Source organism: Gillisia sp. Hel_I_29, assembly GCF_000744275.1.
In the GTDB taxonomy this organism is placed as follows: domain Bacteria; phylum Bacteroidota; class Bacteroidia; order Flavobacteriales; family Flavobacteriaceae; genus Gillisia.
The window spans coordinates 450,507-468,394 of the sequence record NZ_JQLP01000005.1; the positions used below are offsets into that span (position 1 = coordinate 450,507).

Genomic DNA, 17,888 nt, shown 5'->3' on the forward strand with positions numbered 1-17,888 from the left:
AATGCAGATTCTATTCCTTATAAATCTCAATTATTCTCAATTATTTTGTAATTTGAAATAAAAATTGAAAAAAGCAATAGGTCTTTTGATGATTTTTTTAATGCTTCACCATATTGCTAGTTCTCAAGGAAATTTTAGAATTGAAGATGATAAATCTAAATTTGAGTTGCCTTTTCAGCTAGTTAGTGATCTGGTTATAATCCCTTTAGAGTTAAATGGAGTAAAACTATCTTTTTTGCTCGATACCGGTGTAGATTCTACTATTTTATTCAGCTTAGATAAAGAAGATTCTATAGATGTAAAAGATGCGAGTATTATTTATTTACGAGGCATAGGGGAGGAAGAGCCAATTAGAGCGCTAAAATCTACAGGGAATAGCATTAAGATTGGAAATTCTTTTTCCAACGACCTTTCCATTTATATCTCTTTTGATAATAGCATGAATCTCTCCAGCAGATTGGGAATACCTGTAAATGGCATTATTGGTAACGATTTTTTTAAAGATTTTGTTCTAGATTTTAATTATTTAAAAAAGAAGTTGATTGTCTATAATAAAGATCGCTACAGTTCTAAAAAATGCAATCGATGTGAGGTATTGCCTCTAACATTTTCTAATAATAAACCATACATAGAGGCGATATCTAAAATAAACGGAAAGGAGCTTACACTGAACTTTTTAATAGATAGCGGTTCTGGAGATGCTATTTGGGTATTTGAAGAAGAATCTGCAGGAGTAAGTTTGCCGGAAGTCCATTTTGATGACTTTTTAGGTTATGGTATGAGTGGTAGTGTTTACGGAGCTAGGAGCAGGGTTGAAAGTATAAAACTTGGAAAGTTTGTACTAAATGATGTTACCGCCAGTTTTCCAGATAAAACTTATATAGATGGGCTTAAGACTTACGATACTAAGAACGGAAGTATTGGAGCTAAAATTTTAAGAAGGTTCCAGGTGATCTTTGATTATTCCAGAAAAAGTGTAAGCTTAAGACCAAATAGGCTTTATTTAGAGCCTTTTGAATACGACATGAGTGGTATTGTAATAGCGCATGATGGACAAATGATCGTGAAGGAGCTAGATCACAGCAGTACCAATGGAATTAATAATTTGAATACTACAGAAGGTGCTGGTAGTGTTATTTATGAAAGCACTACTTCTGTGAAATTTAAATTACAACCTTTGTATAAGATTGTGGAAGTGCGTCCAGAATCCCCAGCAGAAAAGGTAGGTTTACAGAAAGGTGATATTCTATTAGAAATAAATAATAAGCCTGCTTATAGATTCTCCCTTTCTGGGTTACAAAAGATTTTAAGTTCAAAAGATGGAAAAAGGATAAAGTTAAAAATTGAAAGAGGTCTAGATAAGACTACGATAGATTTTAGATTGAAAAAGATACTGTAAAAAAAAACTCCCTAAAAGGGAGTTGTAATTGAGTCTAATTGATAGGTTCCATAACCCGTCCTTTAATTTTTATTGCTTTTGGAGATTCATCTGCGTTAGAATAGATAGTGATGGTTCTTCTAATAGGTCCTACGATATCTGTGTCATACTTTACTTTTATCTCTCCGCTTTTTCCCGGAGCAACAGCAGACTTTGTCCATGTAGGTACTGTGCATCCACAGCTAGAATACACATTTTCTATATTTAAAGGGGAATCCCCAATATTCTTAAAAGTGAATATTTGAGTTCCATCGCTTCCTTTCTGTATATCGCCGTAATCTATAACTTCCGCTTTAAATTCAAACTTTGCAGCGTTCTGTGCTGTAATGGTTCCAAGACCAGCCAGCATAAATATTATTATTGAAATGTAGGTTTTCATAATTATCAGATTTTGTTTAGTAAAGGTAAAGGGTTTAGGTCTAACTCAAAAATATATAAGCAAAACTACTTCTTTTATAATCCTCAACTTATAAGTACTTTTGCTCATATTTTCAAAAATTAGACCAAAGATGGCAATATCTCAGAAATACGATGCAAAGCAGGTTGAAGACAAATGGTATAAATACTGGATGGATAATGGGTATTTTCATTCTGAAGTAGATGAAAGAACACCATATACCATTGTAATTCCACCACCAAATGTTACGGGAGTATTGCACATGGGCCATATGTTAAATAATACGTTGCAAGATGTTCTAATTAGAAGAGCCAGACTTAAAGGTTTCAATGCTTGTTGGGTACCAGGAACAGACCATGCTTCTATAGCTACAGAAGCAAAGGTGGTTGCTAAATTAAAATCTGAGGGAATAGACAAGAATGATCTTAATAGAGAAGAGTTCTTAACGCATGCTTGGGATTGGACGCATAAGCATGGAGGTATTATTTTAGAACAGCTAAAGAAATTAGGAGCTTCTTGTGATTGGGAGCGTACTAAATTTACTATGGATGAGAATATGTCTGCCTCTGTAATAAAAGTCTTTGTAGATCTTTATGAAAAGGGTATGATCTATAGAGGGTATCGTATGGTTAACTGGGATCCAGAAGCTAAAACTACCCTTTCTGATGAAGAGGTGATCTATCAGGAAAAACAAGGAAATTTATATTATCTGCAATATAGGGTAGAAGGTAGCGATGAACTAGTTACTATAGCTACCACAAGACCAGAAACTATTTTAGGTGATTCTGCTATTTGTATCAATCCTAATGATGAGCGTTTTGCACATCTAAGAGGGAAGAAAGCTATCGTGCCATTGGTAAATAGAATAATTCCTATTATTGAAGATGAATATGTAGATATAGAGTTTGGAACTGGTTGCTTAAAGGTTACTCCGGCACACGATATGAATGATAAGGTGTTGGGAGAAAAACATAATCTTGAGGTGATAGATATCCTAAATGATGATGCTACTCTAAATTCCAACGCTATGCATTATCAAGGTATGGATAGGTTTGATGCTAGAAAAGCTATTGTAATAGAATTAGAAAACTTAGGTGTTTTGGTGAAGACCGAAACTCATATTAATAAAGTGGGTACCAGTGAAAGAACTGGTGCGGTTATAGAACCAAAATTAAGTGATCAATGGTTCTTAAAGATGAAAGACTTAGCACAACCTGCATTAGATGCAGTGCTGGAAAAAGAAGTGAATCTTGTGCCGGAGAAGTTTATAAATACTTATAGACATTGGATGGAGAATGTGCGAGATTGGAATATCTCTCGTCAATTATGGTGGGGACAGCAAATTCCTGCATTTTTCTATGGAGATGGAAAAGAAGATTTTGTAGTTGCAGAAACTATACAAGGCGCTTTAGAAAAAGCTATAGAGAAAACTGGAAATTCTGAATTGAAGATCTCAGATCTTAAGCAGGACGAGGATGCTTTAGATACTTGGTTTTCTTCATGGTTATGGCCAATGAGCGTTTTTAACGGTATACTAGAGCCAGATAATAAAGAGATCAATTACTATTATCCAACCAACGATCTTGTTACTGCACCAGAAATCTTATTTTTCTGGGTGGCAAGAATGATCATTGCCGGTTATGAGTATAGAGGGGAGAAACCTTTTACGAATGTGTATCTAACCGGTATTGTAAGAGATAAGCAAAGGCGTAAGATGTCTAAATCTCTAGGAAACTCACCAGATCCACTAGATCTAATTGGGCAATATGGTGCAGATGGTGTAAGAGTTGGGATGTTATTAAGTTCTCCTGCTGGAAATGACCTTATGTTCGATGAGGATCTATGTAAGCAGGGAAGTGGGTTTGTAAATAAAATATGGAACTCTTATAAATTAATCAATAGTTGGGAAATAGATGCTGAGAAAGAGCAAAATGAAGCTTCTAAAGTAGCTGTAAGCTGGTATAGATCTAAGTTTGCAAAAGTACTTTCAGAAATTGAAGATCATTATTCTAAATATAGAATTAGTGATGCTCTTATGGCTACCTATAAGTTAATCTGGGATGATTACTGTTCTTGGTTACTAGAAATGGTGAAGCCAACATTTGGGGAAGCTATAGACAAGAAAACTTATGATGAGGTTATTACTATTTTAGAAGATAATTTAAAAGTTCTTCATCCTTTTGTTCCCTTTATTTCTGAAGAGATCTGGCAGCATCTAAATAATAGAAGCAAAGAAGAAGCTTTAATAATATCTAAGTGGCCAGAAGCTGCAGAAGTTGATCAGAATATCATAAATGAATTTGCTGTTGCTTCAGAAGTTATAGCCGGAATCAGAAATATTAGGAAAGATAAGAATATCTCTTTCAAAGATCAAATAGCTTTAGATATACTAAACAACGAAAATAGTTCAGATACATTCAATGCAGTAATTCAGAAAATGGGAAATGTTTCTACACTAAAGTATGTGGAGAAGCAAGTGGAAGGTACCTTATCATTTAGAGTAAGATCTAATGAATATTTTATTCCAATAGAAGGTGCTATAGATGTTAATGCAGAAATTAAAAAACTAGAGGAAGAGCTTAAGTATACTCAAGGCTTCTTAAAATCTGTAGAAAAGAAGCTCTCTAATGAACGTTTTGTAAGTAATGCGCCAGATAGTGTGGTAGCGGTAGAAAAAGCCAAGCAAGCAGATGCTCAGGCAAAAATAGAGACTATTAAAGCAAGTCTTCGGGCATTAAAATAATCTTTGAAAGTAACATATCGATTTAAAAATATATAGGGGAAGTTAAACTTCCCCTATATATTTTTCTACCATTTCTATATATTTTGCCTTTGCTTCAGTATCTGAAAGATCTTCCACTTGTAACATGGCATTTGCCTTAAAACCGCTCCGGATGTCTTCATCTTCTCTTGGAACATAGAAACCATCTTTTTGGGTGGCTCTTTTATAATATGCATAAAAATGCAACATAATATCTGGTGGCAATTTAAGCGTAGTGTTACAGGCAATTTCGTAAGCCTTCAGGAATCTTTTATCTAAAATGTCAGACATTATATTGTATTAAATTGAGGCAATAATAGATACTCCTCCTTTAACTTTATCGTTAAGTTTTACATCTATTTTGGTGTTCAAAGGTAAGAACACATCTACACGAGATCCAAACTTAATAAAACCACTATCACTTCCTTGTACAACTTCTTCTCCTTCTTGAGCATAGTTTACAATTCTCTTAGCCATAGCTCCCGCAATTTGTCTGTAAAGAACTTCTCCAAATACTGGATTCTCTACAACTACAGTAGTTCTTTCATTCTCTTCGCTAGATTTTGGATGCCAAGCTACCAAGAATTTCCCGGGATGATATTTGCTAAATTTTACAGTTCCTCCCACTGGGTGTCTGGTAACGTGAACATTTAACGGAGACATGAATATAGAAACCTGTAAACGTTTATCTTTAAAGTATTCTTTTTCAAACACTTCTTCTATAACTACTACTTTTCCATCTACTGGAGACACAACATTTGCGTTATCTAAAATAGTTGGGCGAGCAGGATTTCTAAAAAATTGTATCACTAATAAGAATAATAGTATACTCACAGCGAGTATAGCGAACTTTATCCAATAAGTGTTTATGGAAAGGTATGACACCACATTAACCGCAATAAATAAAATTGCAGCAATCGTCATTATTTTAAATCCTTCTTTATGAAACATGATTAATTATTAATAAATAAGCATACACAAAAGGGCTAGAGAAAATTATGCTATCCAGTCTATCAAATAAACCACCATGACCGGGCATTAACTTACCGCTATCTTTTACTCCTGCTTGTCTTTTAAACTTAGATTGGATTAGATCTCCTAAGGTTCCAAAAATACTCAATATAATGGCTAATCCCAACCAGAATTGAAAATTGAGGTAATGTGTAAAGTAAAAAATACAATATCCACCCACAGCACTAAACACCATTCCGCCTATAAAACCTTCTACAGTTTTGTTGGGTGAAATTCTTTCATACAGTTTATTTTTTCCAAAATTTTTCCCTGTAATATAGGCAAAGGTATCGTTTGTCCATATAAGTACAAATACTCCAACAATAATCTGTGGATTAAAAATTCCTGTATACGTAGGGATAAGGGTTAAAAATATGATGGAAGAAGATAGGTAGAATATTAAAATGATATATTTCTTCTTTTCAAAAACAGGAATTGTCCTTATAAAAAGAAGATCTTTAATGAGGAAAAGATTTACGAATATTGTGATGCAAAGCAAGAGCAGAGTCGCGTTTGCATTAAACTTCAAATAGCTAAAAAGATAGAATATCAATGCGTGAATTGCATAGATGGCATAACTTTTAAGGTGTAATAATTTTTCAAGTTCTAAAAGACATACAAAGCCCAGAACGAAGAATAGAGAAATAAAGACAAGCTCTGAAGAGAGTATGGAAACTACCAACATGGATATGTACAACAACCCAGATACAGTGCGAATAATAGATTCCTTCATAAATTACAGGTCTTCCCTAAGCAGCAAATATAGGTTTTTTGTGCTACTTCCATAGCTCATAAAATCTTCTTCTGTTTGAGTTTCAAAACTTTTTATAGTAGTGATGTTGGTAGGAATACGTTCTTTATTGTTGAACTTGATCCCTCTTAGACCTTCTCCGATAGTGTCAACTAGCTGACTTGTAGAGGCTAAGATGATAAAATTTGATGGAAGATCATTAAGTTTAGCTTCTTTTATCTGATTAGAAGAAATAAGAATTGATCCATCATTAGCAATAAGATATTCACAAGTAGACAGAAAAAAAGAAGAATTTCCTGATCTATTGAATTCAAGATTGAATTGATCGAACTTATTAATTAAGTTTTCGTCAAAACAGCAAGATTCTTGTTCATACCAATCGTTCTCCAATAATATATTATCAAATGCCTGCAACACTTCTTCATCATTCTCGCAATACAAGAATTTTCCACCGTTATTTTTAAAGTTGAGCATAAATCGCTCATCGGTTGGTAGCTTAACATCAGGCATATATTTCCCACGATCAGCATTCTCTGGAATGTCCTGACCTTTGTCTGATTTAGATTTAGGATTTAGAAATTTTCTAAATAGACTCATATTGAGTTTTAGGGATTATTTATGGCACGTTAACCAAAGGTAAAAAATCTTAATTTAACGTTACATCAAATTAAGACTTTTTACTTTATATAATAAAATTAATTATTGATAGAAGAATCTGTTGGTATTTCTGATTCTTCTGAAGGGAATGTTTCGTCCGTAGCTTTCTTAGCAATCAATGGAACTTCTTCCTTTTCAGGGAAAGGTCTATTTCCGAAAATCTTTTGTAGATCATCTTTAAAGATCACTTCTTTCTCTAATAAAATATCTGCTAATTGAGATAGCTTATCTTTATTGGTTTCCAAAAGGTCTATAGCTCTTTGGTATTGTGTTTCAATTAGATTTGAAACTTCCTGGTCTATAAGCTCAGCAGTTTTTTCACTGTAAGGTTTGCTGAAGTTATATTCGTTTTGTCCACTGGAATCATAAAAAGTTAGGTTTCCTATCTTATCATTCAACCCATAGATAGTTACCATAGCACGAGCTTGTTTTGTTACTTTCTCAAGATCGCTTAATGCACCGGTAGAAATACGATTAAAAATAACTTTTTCTGCAGCTCTACCTCCTAATGCAGCACACATTTCATCTAACATCTGTTCTGGATGAACAATTAGTCTTTCTTCTGGTAAATACCATGCCGCTCCAAGAGATTGACCTCTAGGTACTATAGTTACTTTTACTAATGGAGCTGCGTGTTCTAGCATCCAACTTGCAGTAGCATGTCCAGCTTCGTGATAAGCAATTGCTTTTTTCTCATCTGGAGTAATGATCTTATTTTTCTTCTCAAGACCACCAACTATTCTATCTACAGCATCTAGGAAATCTTGTTTCCCTACAGCTTTATTACCTTTTCTCGCAGCAATAAGTGCAGCTTCATTACAAACATTTGCAATATCTGCTCCAGAAAATCCAGGAGTTTGTTTAGCAAGGAAATCGATATCTAGCTCGTCTGCCACTTTTTTAATTGGACGAAGATGAACTTCAAAGATCTCTTTACGCTCTCTAACATCTGGAAGATCTACGTAAATCTGACGGTCAAAACGTCCGGCACGCATTAATGCTTTATCTAAAACATCGGCACGGTTCGTAGCAGCAATTACTATAACATTAGTATTGGTTCCAAAACCATCCATTTCTGTCAACAGCTGGTTTAGTGTATTTTCTCGCTCATCATTAGATCCAGACATATTGCTTTTTCCACGAGCTCTACCTATTGCATCTATTTCATCTATAAAAATAATAGATGGCGATTTGTCTTTAGCTTGCTTGAATAGATCACGTACTCTAGAAGCACCAACCCCAACAAACATCTCGACGAAATCTGAACCTGATAGAGAGAAAAACGGAACTTTCGCTTCTCCTGCAACTGCTTTTGCTAATAAGGTCTTACCCGTTCCCGGAGGACCTACTAATAAGGCTCCTTTTGGAATTTTACCTCCCAAAGCAGTGTATTTTTCTGGAGTTTTTAGAAAATCTACAATTTCCTGTATCTCCTCTTTTGCACCTTCTAATCCAGCAACATCTTTAAAAGATGTCTTTACATCGGTATTTTGATCAAATAATTTGGCTTTAGATTTTCCAATATTGAAGATCTGTCCGCCAGGACCTCCACCTCCACCAGAACTCATCTTTTTCATGATGAATATCCAGATACCAATTATTAAAATAAAAGGTAATAAGGTTATTAATATATCTCCCCAAACATTGGTTTGAGTATTATAAGTAACAATGGTATCTAAATTATATTCACTCTTTAAACCTTGAATCTTATTTTCGAAATTTTGAAGATCTCCAAATTCAAAACTATAGGCTGGAGTTTCACCAGTTTCAAAAAGCTCATTTTCTGTAGCTTTTTTATGAACATCTTTATTTTGAGCCTCTTTAGTTAAATAAACATTAGCTTGATTTCTGTTTACTATTACTACTTTCTTAACATCACCATCTTTCAAGAAAGTTTCAAACTCTGCAGGATTTGTCTTTGATGGTTCAGAGAATCCTCCTCCTCCAAAATAGTTAAGACCTATAAAGATTATAATGATAGCTGCATAAATCCAATAAGCACTAAATTTAGGCTTCTTAGGTTCTGCTTTACTTGGTTGCTTCTTCGCCATTCTTACTTAATTAATTTTTAATAATTTGTTTGAATTGAGGTTACCTTAGCATCACCCCATAGACTTTCAATGTCATAGTATTCTCTTATGTGTTTTTGGAAAACATGTACCACAACATTAACATAGTCCATCAAAACCCATTCTGCATTATCACTTCCTTCAATATGCCATGGTTTGTCTTGTAGCGCCTTACTAACGGTTTTCTGTACGGAGTTTACTATGGCGTTTACCTGTGTATTGGAAGTACCATTACAGATAATAAAATAGTCACAAACTGTATTTTCAATTTCTCTTAAATCTAGAATATCAATGTTATTTCCTTTAACCTCTTCAATTCCTTTTAATATTTGAGCGATAAGTTGATCGTTGTTCGTTTCTTTATTTGCCATTAAATTTATTTCTTTACGCAAAGTTATTACTTTTTAGTCTTTTTAAGGGACTGTTAACAGAACATTTAACTCCTAAATCTAGTCCACTTACGTATATGCGTATTATCAAAGTTAGTGCCACCCAATCTACCAATTCTTTAGCAAGGGAATGGTATCAATCTAATAAAAATGAAGAAGCAGTTTGTATCACAGCTTTTGAACAGTCTGCGGGTAGGGGCCAACGTGGTGCCGGATGGGTTTCTAATGCGGGTGAGAATCTTACTTTTAGCGTAATATTTCCTAATCCTCCAATAGATGTTGCAGCGCAGTTTGCACTAAGTGCCGCAGTTGGTTTAGCGCTTCTAGACGCCTTAAAGAAGTTGAATATTTTTTCACTTAAATTAAAATGGCCCAACGACATATTGGCAGGCAATTATAAGATTGGCGGTATTCTTATAGAAAACATCTTAGTAAATGGCAGCATTGGAGCATCTATAATAGGAATTGGACTTAATGTGAATCAAACTTTTTTTCAGGATCTTCCACAAGCGTCCTCCTTAAAATTAATAGCTGGGAATGATTTTCCAACCGATGAAGTTCTTAAATATATCTTGGTAGAATTGGAACAAATGCTAGAAGATCTTAAATCTCAATCTCATATAGAAATCTTGAGAAAATATGAAGGAGAGTTGTTCAGAAAAGATAAGGTGTCCACTTTTCTATTGCCTTCTGGAGATTATTTAACGGGAATAATTTTGGGTATAACCTCCACCGGACTATTAAAAGTTAAAGTGGAGGATGAAGTAGTTCAAACCTTTGAGCTGAAACAACTCAAATTGCTATATTAAAGCTTGCTAATATTTTCTGATAGCACGTTAATGAATTTTGTTAGTGGCCCTTTAACCATCATTGCCATCATTGCATTGAATTTGCCATTGAATTGAAGTTGAACATTACTTCCATCTGCAGCTGGTTCTATATTTGCCTCCAAGGTAAAATCAAATTTATCTGAAGTAGAACCAAGCACTACCAATTCTGGCTCTTTAGTTTCTTTTATCTTTAGAGCAATGTCTGGCATTCCTTTTAAAGAAAATAGAAAAGTATCTGAAGATTTTACTTCAAACTTCTGCATATTTTCTGGCATTATTTGCTCATAATTTTCAACATTACTCAAAAAGTCAAACATTTCTTGCTGACTTTTTCTAGTACTTACTTTTGGGCTTTCTAAATTCATTTTATGGTTTCCAGTTGCCAGGATCTTGACGCCAAGTCTTTAAAGTTTCGGCTTCCGTAGCGTTAATATAATTTGTTTTTAATGCGGTATCAATCAAATAATCATAACTGCTTAGAGAATAAAATTCTATATTTTCTCTTTTGAAGTTTTCTTCAGCAATAGCAAATCCATACGTAAAAATAGAGAGCATTCCTTTAATGGTAACTTTTGCTTCTTTAAGTGCCTTAACAGCATTCAAGCTGCTGTTTCCGGTACTTACCAGATCTTCTATTACAACTACCGTTTGGCCACTTTCTAACTGACCTTCAATCTGATTTTTTCTGCCATGACCTTTTGCTTCTGGCCTAACATATACAAAAGGAAGATTCATGATCTCTGCCACCAACATTCCAATTCCAATAGCACCGGTTGCTACACCAGCAATAACATCGGGTTTGCCATATAACTCTTCAATCTGTCTGGCAAAATTTTCTCTAATGTAATTTCTGATGGGAGGGTAGGAGAGCACAATTCTATTATCACAATAGATTGGAGACTTCCAACCACTAGCCCAAGTAAAAGGTTGTTGTGGTTCTAATTTAATTGCTTTAATTTGCAAAAGCAATTCGGCAGTTTTAATTGCTGTTTCTTTATTTAAAATCATACTGCAAATGTATAAAGTTTTTGTAAATGATATTCCAATAATTCTATCTACTAAAAAGGATATTGGTGAAAATTATTCTTCTTTTCCCATTAAAACGGTGAAATTGAAATCTATAATTGAGAAAATTAGTGATGGCGAACTGTTGTATGTAAATCTCTATCACGACAACGAAGAAAAACTTCTGAAACATCTTCTTAAAAAATTACCGGTAGTTACTGCTGCGGGTGGAATGGTGTTTAATGATAATAAGGAAATTCTCTTTATTTACAGAAACAAGCGTTGGGATCTTCCTAAGGGAAAAACTGAAAAGAATGAAACTTTAGAAGAGTCTGCTATTCGAGAAGTAATGGAAGAAACCGGTGTTCAAGATCTAGAGATTACCAGATTTTTGCGTAAAACCTATCACATTTTTAAACGTAAAGAAAAATATAAGCTAAAAGTTACCCACTGGTACGAAATGCATTCATCTTTTAAAGGAGAGCTAATTCCAGAAAATGAAGAAGGTATTAAGAAAGTGAAATGGAAGAACTTTGCAAAATCTCAAAAAGCACTCACTAAATCTTACGCTAATATTAAGTTGTTGTTTCCTAAAGAATATTTAACGACCCACCCTAAAGACAGGGTAGCTTAAATGTGAAGATTCATAATTACTAGATTTTTTATGCAACCAGTCTAATTGCATCATACTGTCTTGGGCAAATTCCTTGTCGGATTTTTGCTTTTGAATAAATTCTTCTTTTAGGCTTGGATTGCTTTCTAATAGGTCTTTGGCGATATCTTCAAATACATACGGCGAAAATCCTTCTTTCTGCTGAAGGATACTATCAAAGAAATTCCAATTGAAGAAAGAATCTACTGTAGTTGGTTCTAATGTTTCTATTAAATACCTCACTGCAGGTTGAAAAGTGCTGATGTAAATATCACCCTTTCTAAATCTTACGCTATCTGTTACGCTAGAGACTGTTGTGTTGGAATGGGGGTAATGCCCTTCATAAGCATTGCTATAGGTTTTATAATCTTCTATTCTATATTTTTCAACGTAAATGGTAGTGTCTTTAGGCAATTTCAGTATTTCTACATTGTTGCTCTTTAATATATCAATAACATTCCACCAACCTTGGGGTATTACATATGCTCTGGGGATCTCTATCTTTTCTGTAGCTACATAATTGTTATAGTAATCTATTTCTTTTGTAAATGGTTTCTTTCTATCGTACTGCAATCTCTTTCCATTAGTTACTTCACTTTCGATAGTATTTCCTTCATAACCTTTAAACTGTAGTTTAGAAATCTTGGTACTATCAACTTTAAAATTTGTGGGATACCATCTTTCTGTAAGATATTTTCTATCAGCTTTATCTCTAAGATCTTTAATTTGAGCTCGGTCTCTTTCTGCGATGTCTATAATAGATTGAAGTGCTCTATAAGTTCCTGTAACCCTTTTTTTATAAGGTTTAAGCATATGCGTTTCGATCATAAGACCTAAAGTATTCCATAACGTAGCGTAACCTGTAGAATATCTTGGACTGTCCATAAATTGTGTAAATCCTTTTTCTGGCACTTCATTATAAACATTTACATACGGTGTAATATCCCAGTCATGTTCCCATAAAGATGCTTCTAATGATGGCATCATACTCTCATGTAAATAGGCTCCTAATTCTCCGCCTAATTTATCATGTTGTGTAAATAAATGAGTTAGGGTGTATTGATAGTCTGCACCATTACTTACGTGAGTATCTACAAAAATATCAGGATTTATTGCGTGGAATATCTCTGCAAAGCTTCTGGTGTTCTTTGTATCAGATTTGATGAAATCTCTATTAAGGTCGAAATTACGAGCATTTCCTCTAAAACCATAAGATAAAGGTCCGTTTTGATTGGTTCTGCTTGTAGTATTTCTATTTAATGCACCTCCAATATTATACACAGGAATGGTGGCGAGTACTGTATTTTTAGGAACCTGAATAGAGTCTTGAGCAAGATCTCTAAATAACATCATTGTGGCATCTATACCATCACTTTCCCCTGGGTGAATACCATTGTTTATAAGTATGATTGTATTATTAGCTCTTAAATTGTCGATATCAAAATCTTCAGATGGGCTAAATAATACCAATCTTAAAGGTTCTCCGCTATCTGTAGTTCCATATTCTTTTACTTGAATAGAAGGGTAAGCTTCTTGTAACTGATCATAAAAGGCAATAACCTCTGAGTAAGTAGCAGTTTCTGTGCCTTTAGATTTTTCAAATCTGGTTTCTAGATCGTATTCTTTTACCAATTTATATTTTGATAAGTCACAAGATGCCAAGCAAAAAATTGCAATTAGTGCTATAAGTGTATTTCTCATAAAAGACATGCCAATTAAGGGTGTAAACTTACTCAAAACTGATAAGGTCGCCAAAACAAATAAAATTCAAAATTTTGGTTAGCAAATAGTTAAAGTAAACCCAATCTAATATTAATATTTTCAGTAGCCTTTCTTAACGATTATATTTATCAAAAAATTTAATTTCTATGAGAAAGATCATATTAAGCAGTCTTCTTGTTGCATCTGTATTTCAGATGAATGCACAGGTGAAAGAGCTATCTGAAGACAGAAAAGCAGCATTGGGAAAGCAGCCTGGAGATAAGGTAATTACACAAATTGGGACGTTAGAGTTGCCAGCTCCATATGCATCTAAATCTGTAGCCAAGGTAAGTAAGCTTGTAAATTGGCCAGAAGGTACTACCCCAAAAGCGCCTGAAGGTTTTAAAGTAGAGCGATTTGCAGATGGATTTAAAAGTCCTAGGTGGACCTATGTAGCTCCAAATAATGATATTTTCGTGGTAGAGAGCGATACTAAGAATAGCGCAAATAGAATAACTATCCTAAGAGATAAAGATCAAGATGGGGTTCCAGATACGCGTGGCATTTTTATGGAAGATCTTAATTCTCCATTTGGAATGTTAGTGATAGATAATTATTTTTATGTGGCTAATACAGACGGACTTTATAGATATCCGTATAATGAAGGGGATACCAAGATCACCAAAAAAGGAGAAAAGTTAGTGGGATTGCCGGCTGGAGGTTATAATAATCATTGGACTCGAAATATTATTACTAAAAAAGATAAATCTAAAATTTATATATCTGTAGGTTCTGCCAGTAATGCAGGAGAGTATGGAATGGATAAAGAGGTGCGTAGAGCTAATATTTTAGAGGTGAATTTAGATGGCTCTGGTGAGAAAATATATGCTAGTGGAATAAGAAATCCGGTTGGAATGGATTGGAATCCCATTACCGGAGAACTGTGGACAGCTGTAAATGAAAGAGATAAACTAGGAAATAATCTGGTTCCAGACTACGTAACCAGTGTAAAAGAAGGCGGATGGTATGGATGGCCTTATTCCTATTTTGGCTCTATAAAAGATCCAAGGTGGGAAGATGATCCGCATACAGATCTTGTAAATGCCGCTATAATTCCAGATGTACCCGTTGGGCCTCATACTGCATCTTTAGGATTCACTTTTTATAATGGTAAACAATTTCCTGAAAAATATATAAACGGAGCTTTTGTAGGGCAACATGGGTCTTGGAATAGACAACCTTTTTCTGGATATAAAGTGGTTTTCATTCCTTTCGAAAATGGTAAACCTGGACAACCAGAAGATTTCCTTACCGGTTTCATTGCAGATGATGCTAATGAAGAAGTTTATGGTAGACCTGTAGGAGTAACTACGCTGCCAGATGGGTCACTTTTAGTAAATGATGACGACTCTGGAATTGTTTGGAGAGTATCTGTACAAAATTAGAAATTTGAAGAAACATCTTATTCTATTCGTATTTTTGCTGTTTAGTATAGCTATTCAAGCTCAAAAAATAGAATTCAAAATTTTAGATAATAATACGTCTAAGCCTATTAAGAACGCTACAGTTTTTAATAGGCTTGATTCTTTAATTGCAAATACGAATGCCAATGGTATCTTTTTTATTGAAGAGGAAGCGTTACCATTATTAGTAACCATTAACGCTCTAAATTATAATGATCTTCAAACAAAATTGTCGAAAGATGATAAAAGTAATATTCTCTATTTAAGTTCAGCAGCCGAAATGCTAGTGGAAGTATTGGTGCGCAGCTCATTAATTGAGACTAAGACCTTAAACTTTCCAGGTGCAGTAGATGTGATTTCTTCTAAAGATCTAGAAAGAGTAGATGCCTCAAATCTCGTTCAAATTTTCAATACGATTCCTGGAGTATATGCCAATCAAGGTGCTTTGAATACCAACAAATTAAACATTCGTGGTATTGGAAGCAGATCACAGTATAGTACTAATAGAATTCAGGCTTATTTTGAGGGGATTCCACTTACTACGGGAGAGGGAGAGCTCACTTTAGATGATTTTGATGCAGAGACCATTTCAAGTATCGAAATTATAAAAGGTCCGGCCTCAAGTTTATATGGAGCAGGCTTGGGAGGTGCAATCAATCTGTATGGTAAAAGTATTGGTGAGGAGTATTCGAACCTCAAGGTAGAGAGTCTTTTTGGTAGTTATAACTTAAATAAGAACACTATATCTGCGGGAATAGGGTCTAAAAGGTCATCAATATTTGTAAATTTTAGCGATCTAAGGTCTGATGGATACCGAGATAATGGAAAATATAGGAGGAGCTCCGGATTTTTAAATTACGGATTGAAGATTACCGAAAATGACCATCTGAATATTCTTGCAAATTTCACACAACTAAAAGCATTTATTCCAAGTTCTATAAATTATTCAGATTATCTTAACAACCCAACTTCTGCTGCCTTTACATGGAAAGCCTCACAGGGTTACGAATCATACGATCGAGGGATGTTTGGAGTGTCTTACGAACATTCATTTTCTCAAAATCTAAAGAATACTTCTAGTGTTTTTGTAAATTTTAGAGACGCCTATGAACCTCGTCCTTTTGATATTTTAGAGGAAAATAGAATTGCTACCGGATTCAGGACCAAGTTTAACTTTGAGTCTGAAATCTTTAAACTTCCATCTGAACTTAGCTTTGGAATTGCTTATTATAAAGAATGGTATGAGATCTCTAATTATCAGAATTTATATAGAGATTTTGAAAATTTGGGTAGCATTCAGGGTGTGGTTATTAATAAGAATGATCAGGATAGGCAATACGCCAATTTTTTTGCTCAGCTTAATTTAGAGCTTTCTGATAGATGGAACTTAGAATCTGGTTTTAATTTAAATACTACTAATTATAAACTTACAGATCTTTTCGAGGGAGACACTGTAGACCAAACAGGAGATTATAGTTTTAAAACAATTTTTTCTCCCAGAGTGGCAGTTCTATTTGAATTGAACAGCAATAAGAATCTTTATGCTTCTATTAGTCATGGATTTTCTAACCCAACTGTGGCTGAAACCTTGACGCCAGATGGCGCTATAAACACAGATCTTCAACCAGAAACCGGTGTAAATTATGAGATTGGTTTTAAAGGGAATTGGCTGAAGAACAGGTTGTATACGCAAATAAGTTTTTACTCCATACAAGTGGAAGATCTACTGGTGGCAGAGCGCGTAGCAGAAGATAGATATGTTGGTGCAAATGTTGGAAAAACAGATCATAACGGAATTGAATTTCAAGCGAATTATAGAATAGATCTTAAAAGGGATATTACTGTAAATCCATATCTAAATGGTAGTTTAAATTTTTTCAGATTTGATAAGTTTATTGATTCTGATATAGAGTATTCAGGAAATAGATTGCCTGGAGTTCCAAAAAGCACCGTTAATCTTGGGGTAGATCTACTTTATAAGAAAAGCTTAAGTATTCATGCAAATTATTTAGCGGTAGGAGAAATTCCCCTGAATGATGCTAATTCTGATTACTCAGACAATTATCAACTTCTAAATTTTAAAGCGAGCTATAATTTTATGATTGCTAATAATTGGAATATTTCTTTTAATGCAGGGGTCAATAATATCTTAGATGAGAAATATGCTTCCAGCATATTACCGAATGCAGTAGGTTTTGGAGGACAAGCTCCAAGATCTTACTATCCGGGTAATCCGAGAAATTATTTTGGTGGATTAGGTTTTAAATATCAGTTTTAGAAAGAAATTCAGTGTTTTTTAATTTTCTATTCAACGGCTTCGGGAACCATAAAAGAATAATCCCCTCCATTCTTTCTGATGTCTCTCACTACGCTGGAGGATATAAATCCTTTTCCAGATGAGGAGATCAGAAAGAGGGTTTCAATACCAGACATTTTAAAATTTGCCTGGCCTATAGTTTTTTCAAATTCCATGTCTACTGTATTTCTAAGTCCTCTTAAAATAAAAGCAGCATTTTCAGCTTTACAAAAGTCTACAGTAAGCCCTTTGTACGTTTTTACTTTTATTTTAGGTTCATTCTTATAAGTGTTTTCTAAGAATTTAACTCGGTCTTCTAAAGAGAACATATATTTTTTATCGGCATTTACACCAATAGCAAGAATAATCTCATCAAAAAGCGGCAAGGCTCTATCTATAATATCTGTATGTCCTAAAGTAACAGGATCAAAAGATCCAGGAAAGACCGCTTTTTTCATCGCTTAAGAT

Annotated in this window: 17 protein-coding genes; 6 read left to right on the plus strand and 11 right to left on the minus strand. The window is 34.2% G+C overall.

Annotated elements, in window-relative coordinates; translation table 11 throughout:
* Window positions 1–64 precede the first annotated feature (64 nt).
* Entirely contained in the window at window positions 65–1,399 is a 1,335-nt protein-coding gene (locus P163_RS07060) for an aspartyl protease family protein (protein WP_156100668.1), read from the plus strand.
* 34 nt (window positions 1,400–1,433) lie between these two features.
* Here P163_RS07060 and P163_RS07065 read toward each other — a convergent pair whose 3' ends face one another.
* Window positions 1,434–1,817 carry a DUF1573 domain-containing protein gene (locus P163_RS07065; RefSeq protein ID WP_034889055.1) on the minus strand — a complete coding sequence of 128 codons (384 nt, stop codon included), beginning with the start codon at window positions 1,815–1,817 and terminating at the stop codon, window positions 1,434–1,436.
* A 130-nt stretch (window positions 1,818–1,947) separates the two neighbouring features.
* On the opposite strand from P163_RS07065, the gene P163_RS07070 reads away from it, so the two are divergent.
* Window positions 1,948–4,578: a valine--tRNA ligase gene (locus P163_RS07070; protein WP_034889057.1), complete on the plus strand. Its 2,631-nt coding sequence runs from the start codon at window positions 1,948–1,950 to the stop codon at window positions 4,576–4,578.
* Window positions 4,579–4,620: 42 nt separating this feature from the next.
* Here the strand turns inward: P163_RS07070 and P163_RS07075 are convergent, their stop codons facing one another.
* The 6 genes from P163_RS07075 to rsfS all read right to left on the minus strand — a co-directional run bounded on the left by P163_RS07075 (window position 4,621) and on the right by rsfS (window position 9,455).
* Entirely contained in the window at window positions 4,621–4,887 is a 267-nt protein-coding gene (locus tag P163_RS07075) for an acyl-CoA-binding protein (RefSeq protein ID WP_034889059.1), read from the minus strand.
* Between the two features lie 9 nt (window positions 4,888–4,896).
* Window positions 4,897–5,547 (minus strand): phosphatidylserine decarboxylase family protein, encoded by a 651-nt coding sequence (locus tag P163_RS07080; protein WP_034889061.1) that lies wholly within the window; start codon window positions 5,545–5,547, stop codon window positions 4,897–4,899.
* A complete protein-coding gene (locus tag P163_RS07085) occupies window positions 5,537–6,340 on the minus strand; it encodes a phosphatidate cytidylyltransferase (protein ID WP_034889064.1) in 804 nt (267 codons plus the stop codon). Before P163_RS07085 ends, P163_RS07080 begins: the two co-directional genes overlap by 11 nt.
* Window positions 6,341–6,343: 3 nt before the next feature.
* Entirely contained in the window at window positions 6,344–6,955 is a 612-nt protein-coding gene (locus P163_RS07090) for an LUD domain-containing protein (RefSeq protein WP_034889066.1), read from the minus strand.
* Between the two features lie 98 nt (window positions 6,956–7,053).
* On the minus strand, window positions 7,054–9,066 hold the full coding sequence (gene ftsH, locus P163_RS07095; protein ID WP_034889069.1) for an ATP-dependent zinc metalloprotease FtsH: 2,013 nt from the start codon (window positions 9,064–9,066) through the stop codon (window positions 7,054–7,056).
* Between the two features lie 17 nt (window positions 9,067–9,083).
* Window positions 9,084–9,455 (minus strand): ribosome silencing factor, encoded by a 372-nt coding sequence (gene rsfS / locus P163_RS07100; protein WP_034889071.1) that lies wholly within the window; start codon window positions 9,453–9,455, stop codon window positions 9,084–9,086.
* Window positions 9,456–9,550: 95 nt separating this feature from the next.
* On the opposite strand from rsfS, the gene P163_RS07105 reads away from it, so the two are divergent.
* Complete coding sequence (locus P163_RS07105) at window positions 9,551–10,282, plus strand: biotin--[acetyl-CoA-carboxylase] ligase (RefSeq protein WP_034894054.1); 732 nt, start codon at window positions 9,551–9,553, stop codon at window positions 10,280–10,282.
* Here P163_RS07105 and P163_RS07110 read toward each other — a convergent pair.
* Both P163_RS07110 and pyrE read right to left on the minus strand, forming a co-directional pair.
* Window positions 10,279–10,668, minus strand: a complete 390-nt coding sequence (locus P163_RS07110; RefSeq protein ID WP_034889073.1) for an orotate phosphoribosyltransferase — start codon at window positions 10,666–10,668, stop codon at window positions 10,279–10,281. The two genes, P163_RS07105 and P163_RS07110, sit on opposite strands and share 4 nt — an antisense overlap.
* 1 nt (window position 10,669) lies before the next feature.
* On the minus strand, window positions 10,670–11,311 hold the full coding sequence (gene pyrE / locus P163_RS07115; RefSeq protein WP_034889075.1) for an orotate phosphoribosyltransferase: 642 nt from the start codon (window positions 11,309–11,311) through the stop codon (window positions 10,670–10,672).
* 7 nt (window positions 11,312–11,318) lie between these two features.
* Here pyrE and P163_RS07120 point away from each other — a divergent pair, with 7 nt between their 5' ends.
* On the plus strand, window positions 11,319–11,942 hold the full coding sequence (locus P163_RS07120; RefSeq protein ID WP_034889077.1) for an NUDIX hydrolase: 624 nt from the start codon (window positions 11,319–11,321) through the stop codon (window positions 11,940–11,942).
* Here the strand turns inward: P163_RS07120 and P163_RS07125 are convergent.
* The gene (locus P163_RS07125) at window positions 11,910–13,661 is read right to left on the minus strand and encodes a M14 family metallopeptidase (protein WP_034894057.1); all 1,752 of its coding nucleotides are present in this window, start codon (window positions 13,659–13,661) and stop codon (window positions 11,910–11,912) included. The two genes, P163_RS07120 and P163_RS07125, sit on opposite strands and share 33 nt — an antisense overlap.
* A gap of 167 nt (window positions 13,662–13,828) precedes the next feature.
* Here P163_RS07125 and P163_RS07130 point away from each other — a divergent pair, with 167 nt between their 5' ends.
* Window positions 13,829–15,106, plus strand: a complete 1,278-nt coding sequence (locus tag P163_RS07130; RefSeq protein WP_034889079.1) for a PQQ-dependent sugar dehydrogenase — start codon at window positions 13,829–13,831, stop codon at window positions 15,104–15,106.
* Between the two features lie 4 nt (window positions 15,107–15,110).
* On the plus strand, window positions 15,111–17,402 hold the full coding sequence (locus P163_RS07135; RefSeq protein ID WP_034894060.1) for a TonB-dependent receptor family protein: 2,292 nt from the start codon (window positions 15,111–15,113) through the stop codon (window positions 17,400–17,402).
* Between the two features lie 26 nt (window positions 17,403–17,428).
* Here the strand turns inward: P163_RS07135 and coaD are convergent, their stop codons facing one another.
* On the minus strand, window positions 17,429–17,878 hold the full coding sequence (gene coaD, locus P163_RS07140) for a pantetheine-phosphate adenylyltransferase (protein ID WP_034889081.1): 450 nt from the start codon (window positions 17,876–17,878) through the stop codon (window positions 17,429–17,431).
* Window positions 17,879–17,888 lie beyond the last annotated feature (10 nt).

What these genes read in the sequence shown, in the direction of transcription:
- P163_RS07065 (WP_034889055.1), bottom strand. Translation starts at nt 1,817, where the DNA reads ATGAAAACCTACATTTCAATAATAATATTTATGCTGGCTGGTCTTGGA.
- P163_RS07070 (WP_034889057.1), top strand. Translation starts at nt 1,948, where the DNA reads ATGGCAATATCTCAGAAATACGATGCAAAGCAGGTTGAAGACAAATGG.
- P163_RS07075 (WP_034889059.1), bottom strand. Translation starts at nt 4,887, where the DNA reads ATGTCTGACATTTTAGATAAAAGATTCCTGAAGGCTTACGAAATTGCC.
- P163_RS07080 (WP_034889061.1), bottom strand. Translation starts at nt 5,547, where the DNA reads ATGTTTCATAAAGAAGGATTTAAAATAATGACGATTGCTGCAATTTTA.
- P163_RS07085 (WP_034889064.1), bottom strand. Translation starts at nt 6,340, where the DNA reads ATGAAGGAATCTATTATTCGCACTGTATCTGGGTTGTTGTACATATCC.
- P163_RS07090 (WP_034889066.1), bottom strand. Translation starts at nt 6,955, where the DNA reads ATGAGTCTATTTAGAAAATTTCTAAATCCTAAATCTAAATCAGACAAA.
- ftsH (WP_034889069.1), bottom strand. Translation starts at nt 9,066, where the DNA reads ATGGCGAAGAAGCAACCAAGTAAAGCAGAACCTAAGAAGCCTAAATTT.
- rsfS (WP_034889071.1), bottom strand. Translation starts at nt 9,455, where the DNA reads ATGGCAAATAAAGAAACGAACAACGATCAACTTATCGCTCAAATATTA.
- P163_RS07105 (WP_034894054.1), top strand. Translation starts at nt 9,551, where the DNA reads ATGCGTATTATCAAAGTTAGTGCCACCCAATCTACCAATTCTTTAGCA.
- P163_RS07110 (WP_034889073.1), bottom strand. Translation starts at nt 10,668, where the DNA reads ATGAATTTAGAAAGCCCAAAAGTAAGTACTAGAAAAAGTCAGCAAGAA.
- pyrE (WP_034889075.1), bottom strand. Translation starts at nt 11,311, where the DNA reads ATGATTTTAAATAAAGAAACAGCAATTAAAACTGCCGAATTGCTTTTG.
- P163_RS07120 (WP_034889077.1), top strand. Translation starts at nt 11,319, where the DNA reads ATGTATAAAGTTTTTGTAAATGATATTCCAATAATTCTATCTACTAAA.
- P163_RS07125 (WP_034894057.1), bottom strand. Translation starts at nt 13,661, where the DNA reads ATGAGAAATACACTTATAGCACTAATTGCAATTTTTTGCTTGGCATCT.
- P163_RS07130 (WP_034889079.1), top strand. Translation starts at nt 13,829, where the DNA reads ATGAGAAAGATCATATTAAGCAGTCTTCTTGTTGCATCTGTATTTCAG.
- coaD (WP_034889081.1), bottom strand. Translation starts at nt 17,878, where the DNA reads ATGAAAAAAGCGGTCTTTCCTGGATCTTTTGATCCTGTTACTTTAGGA.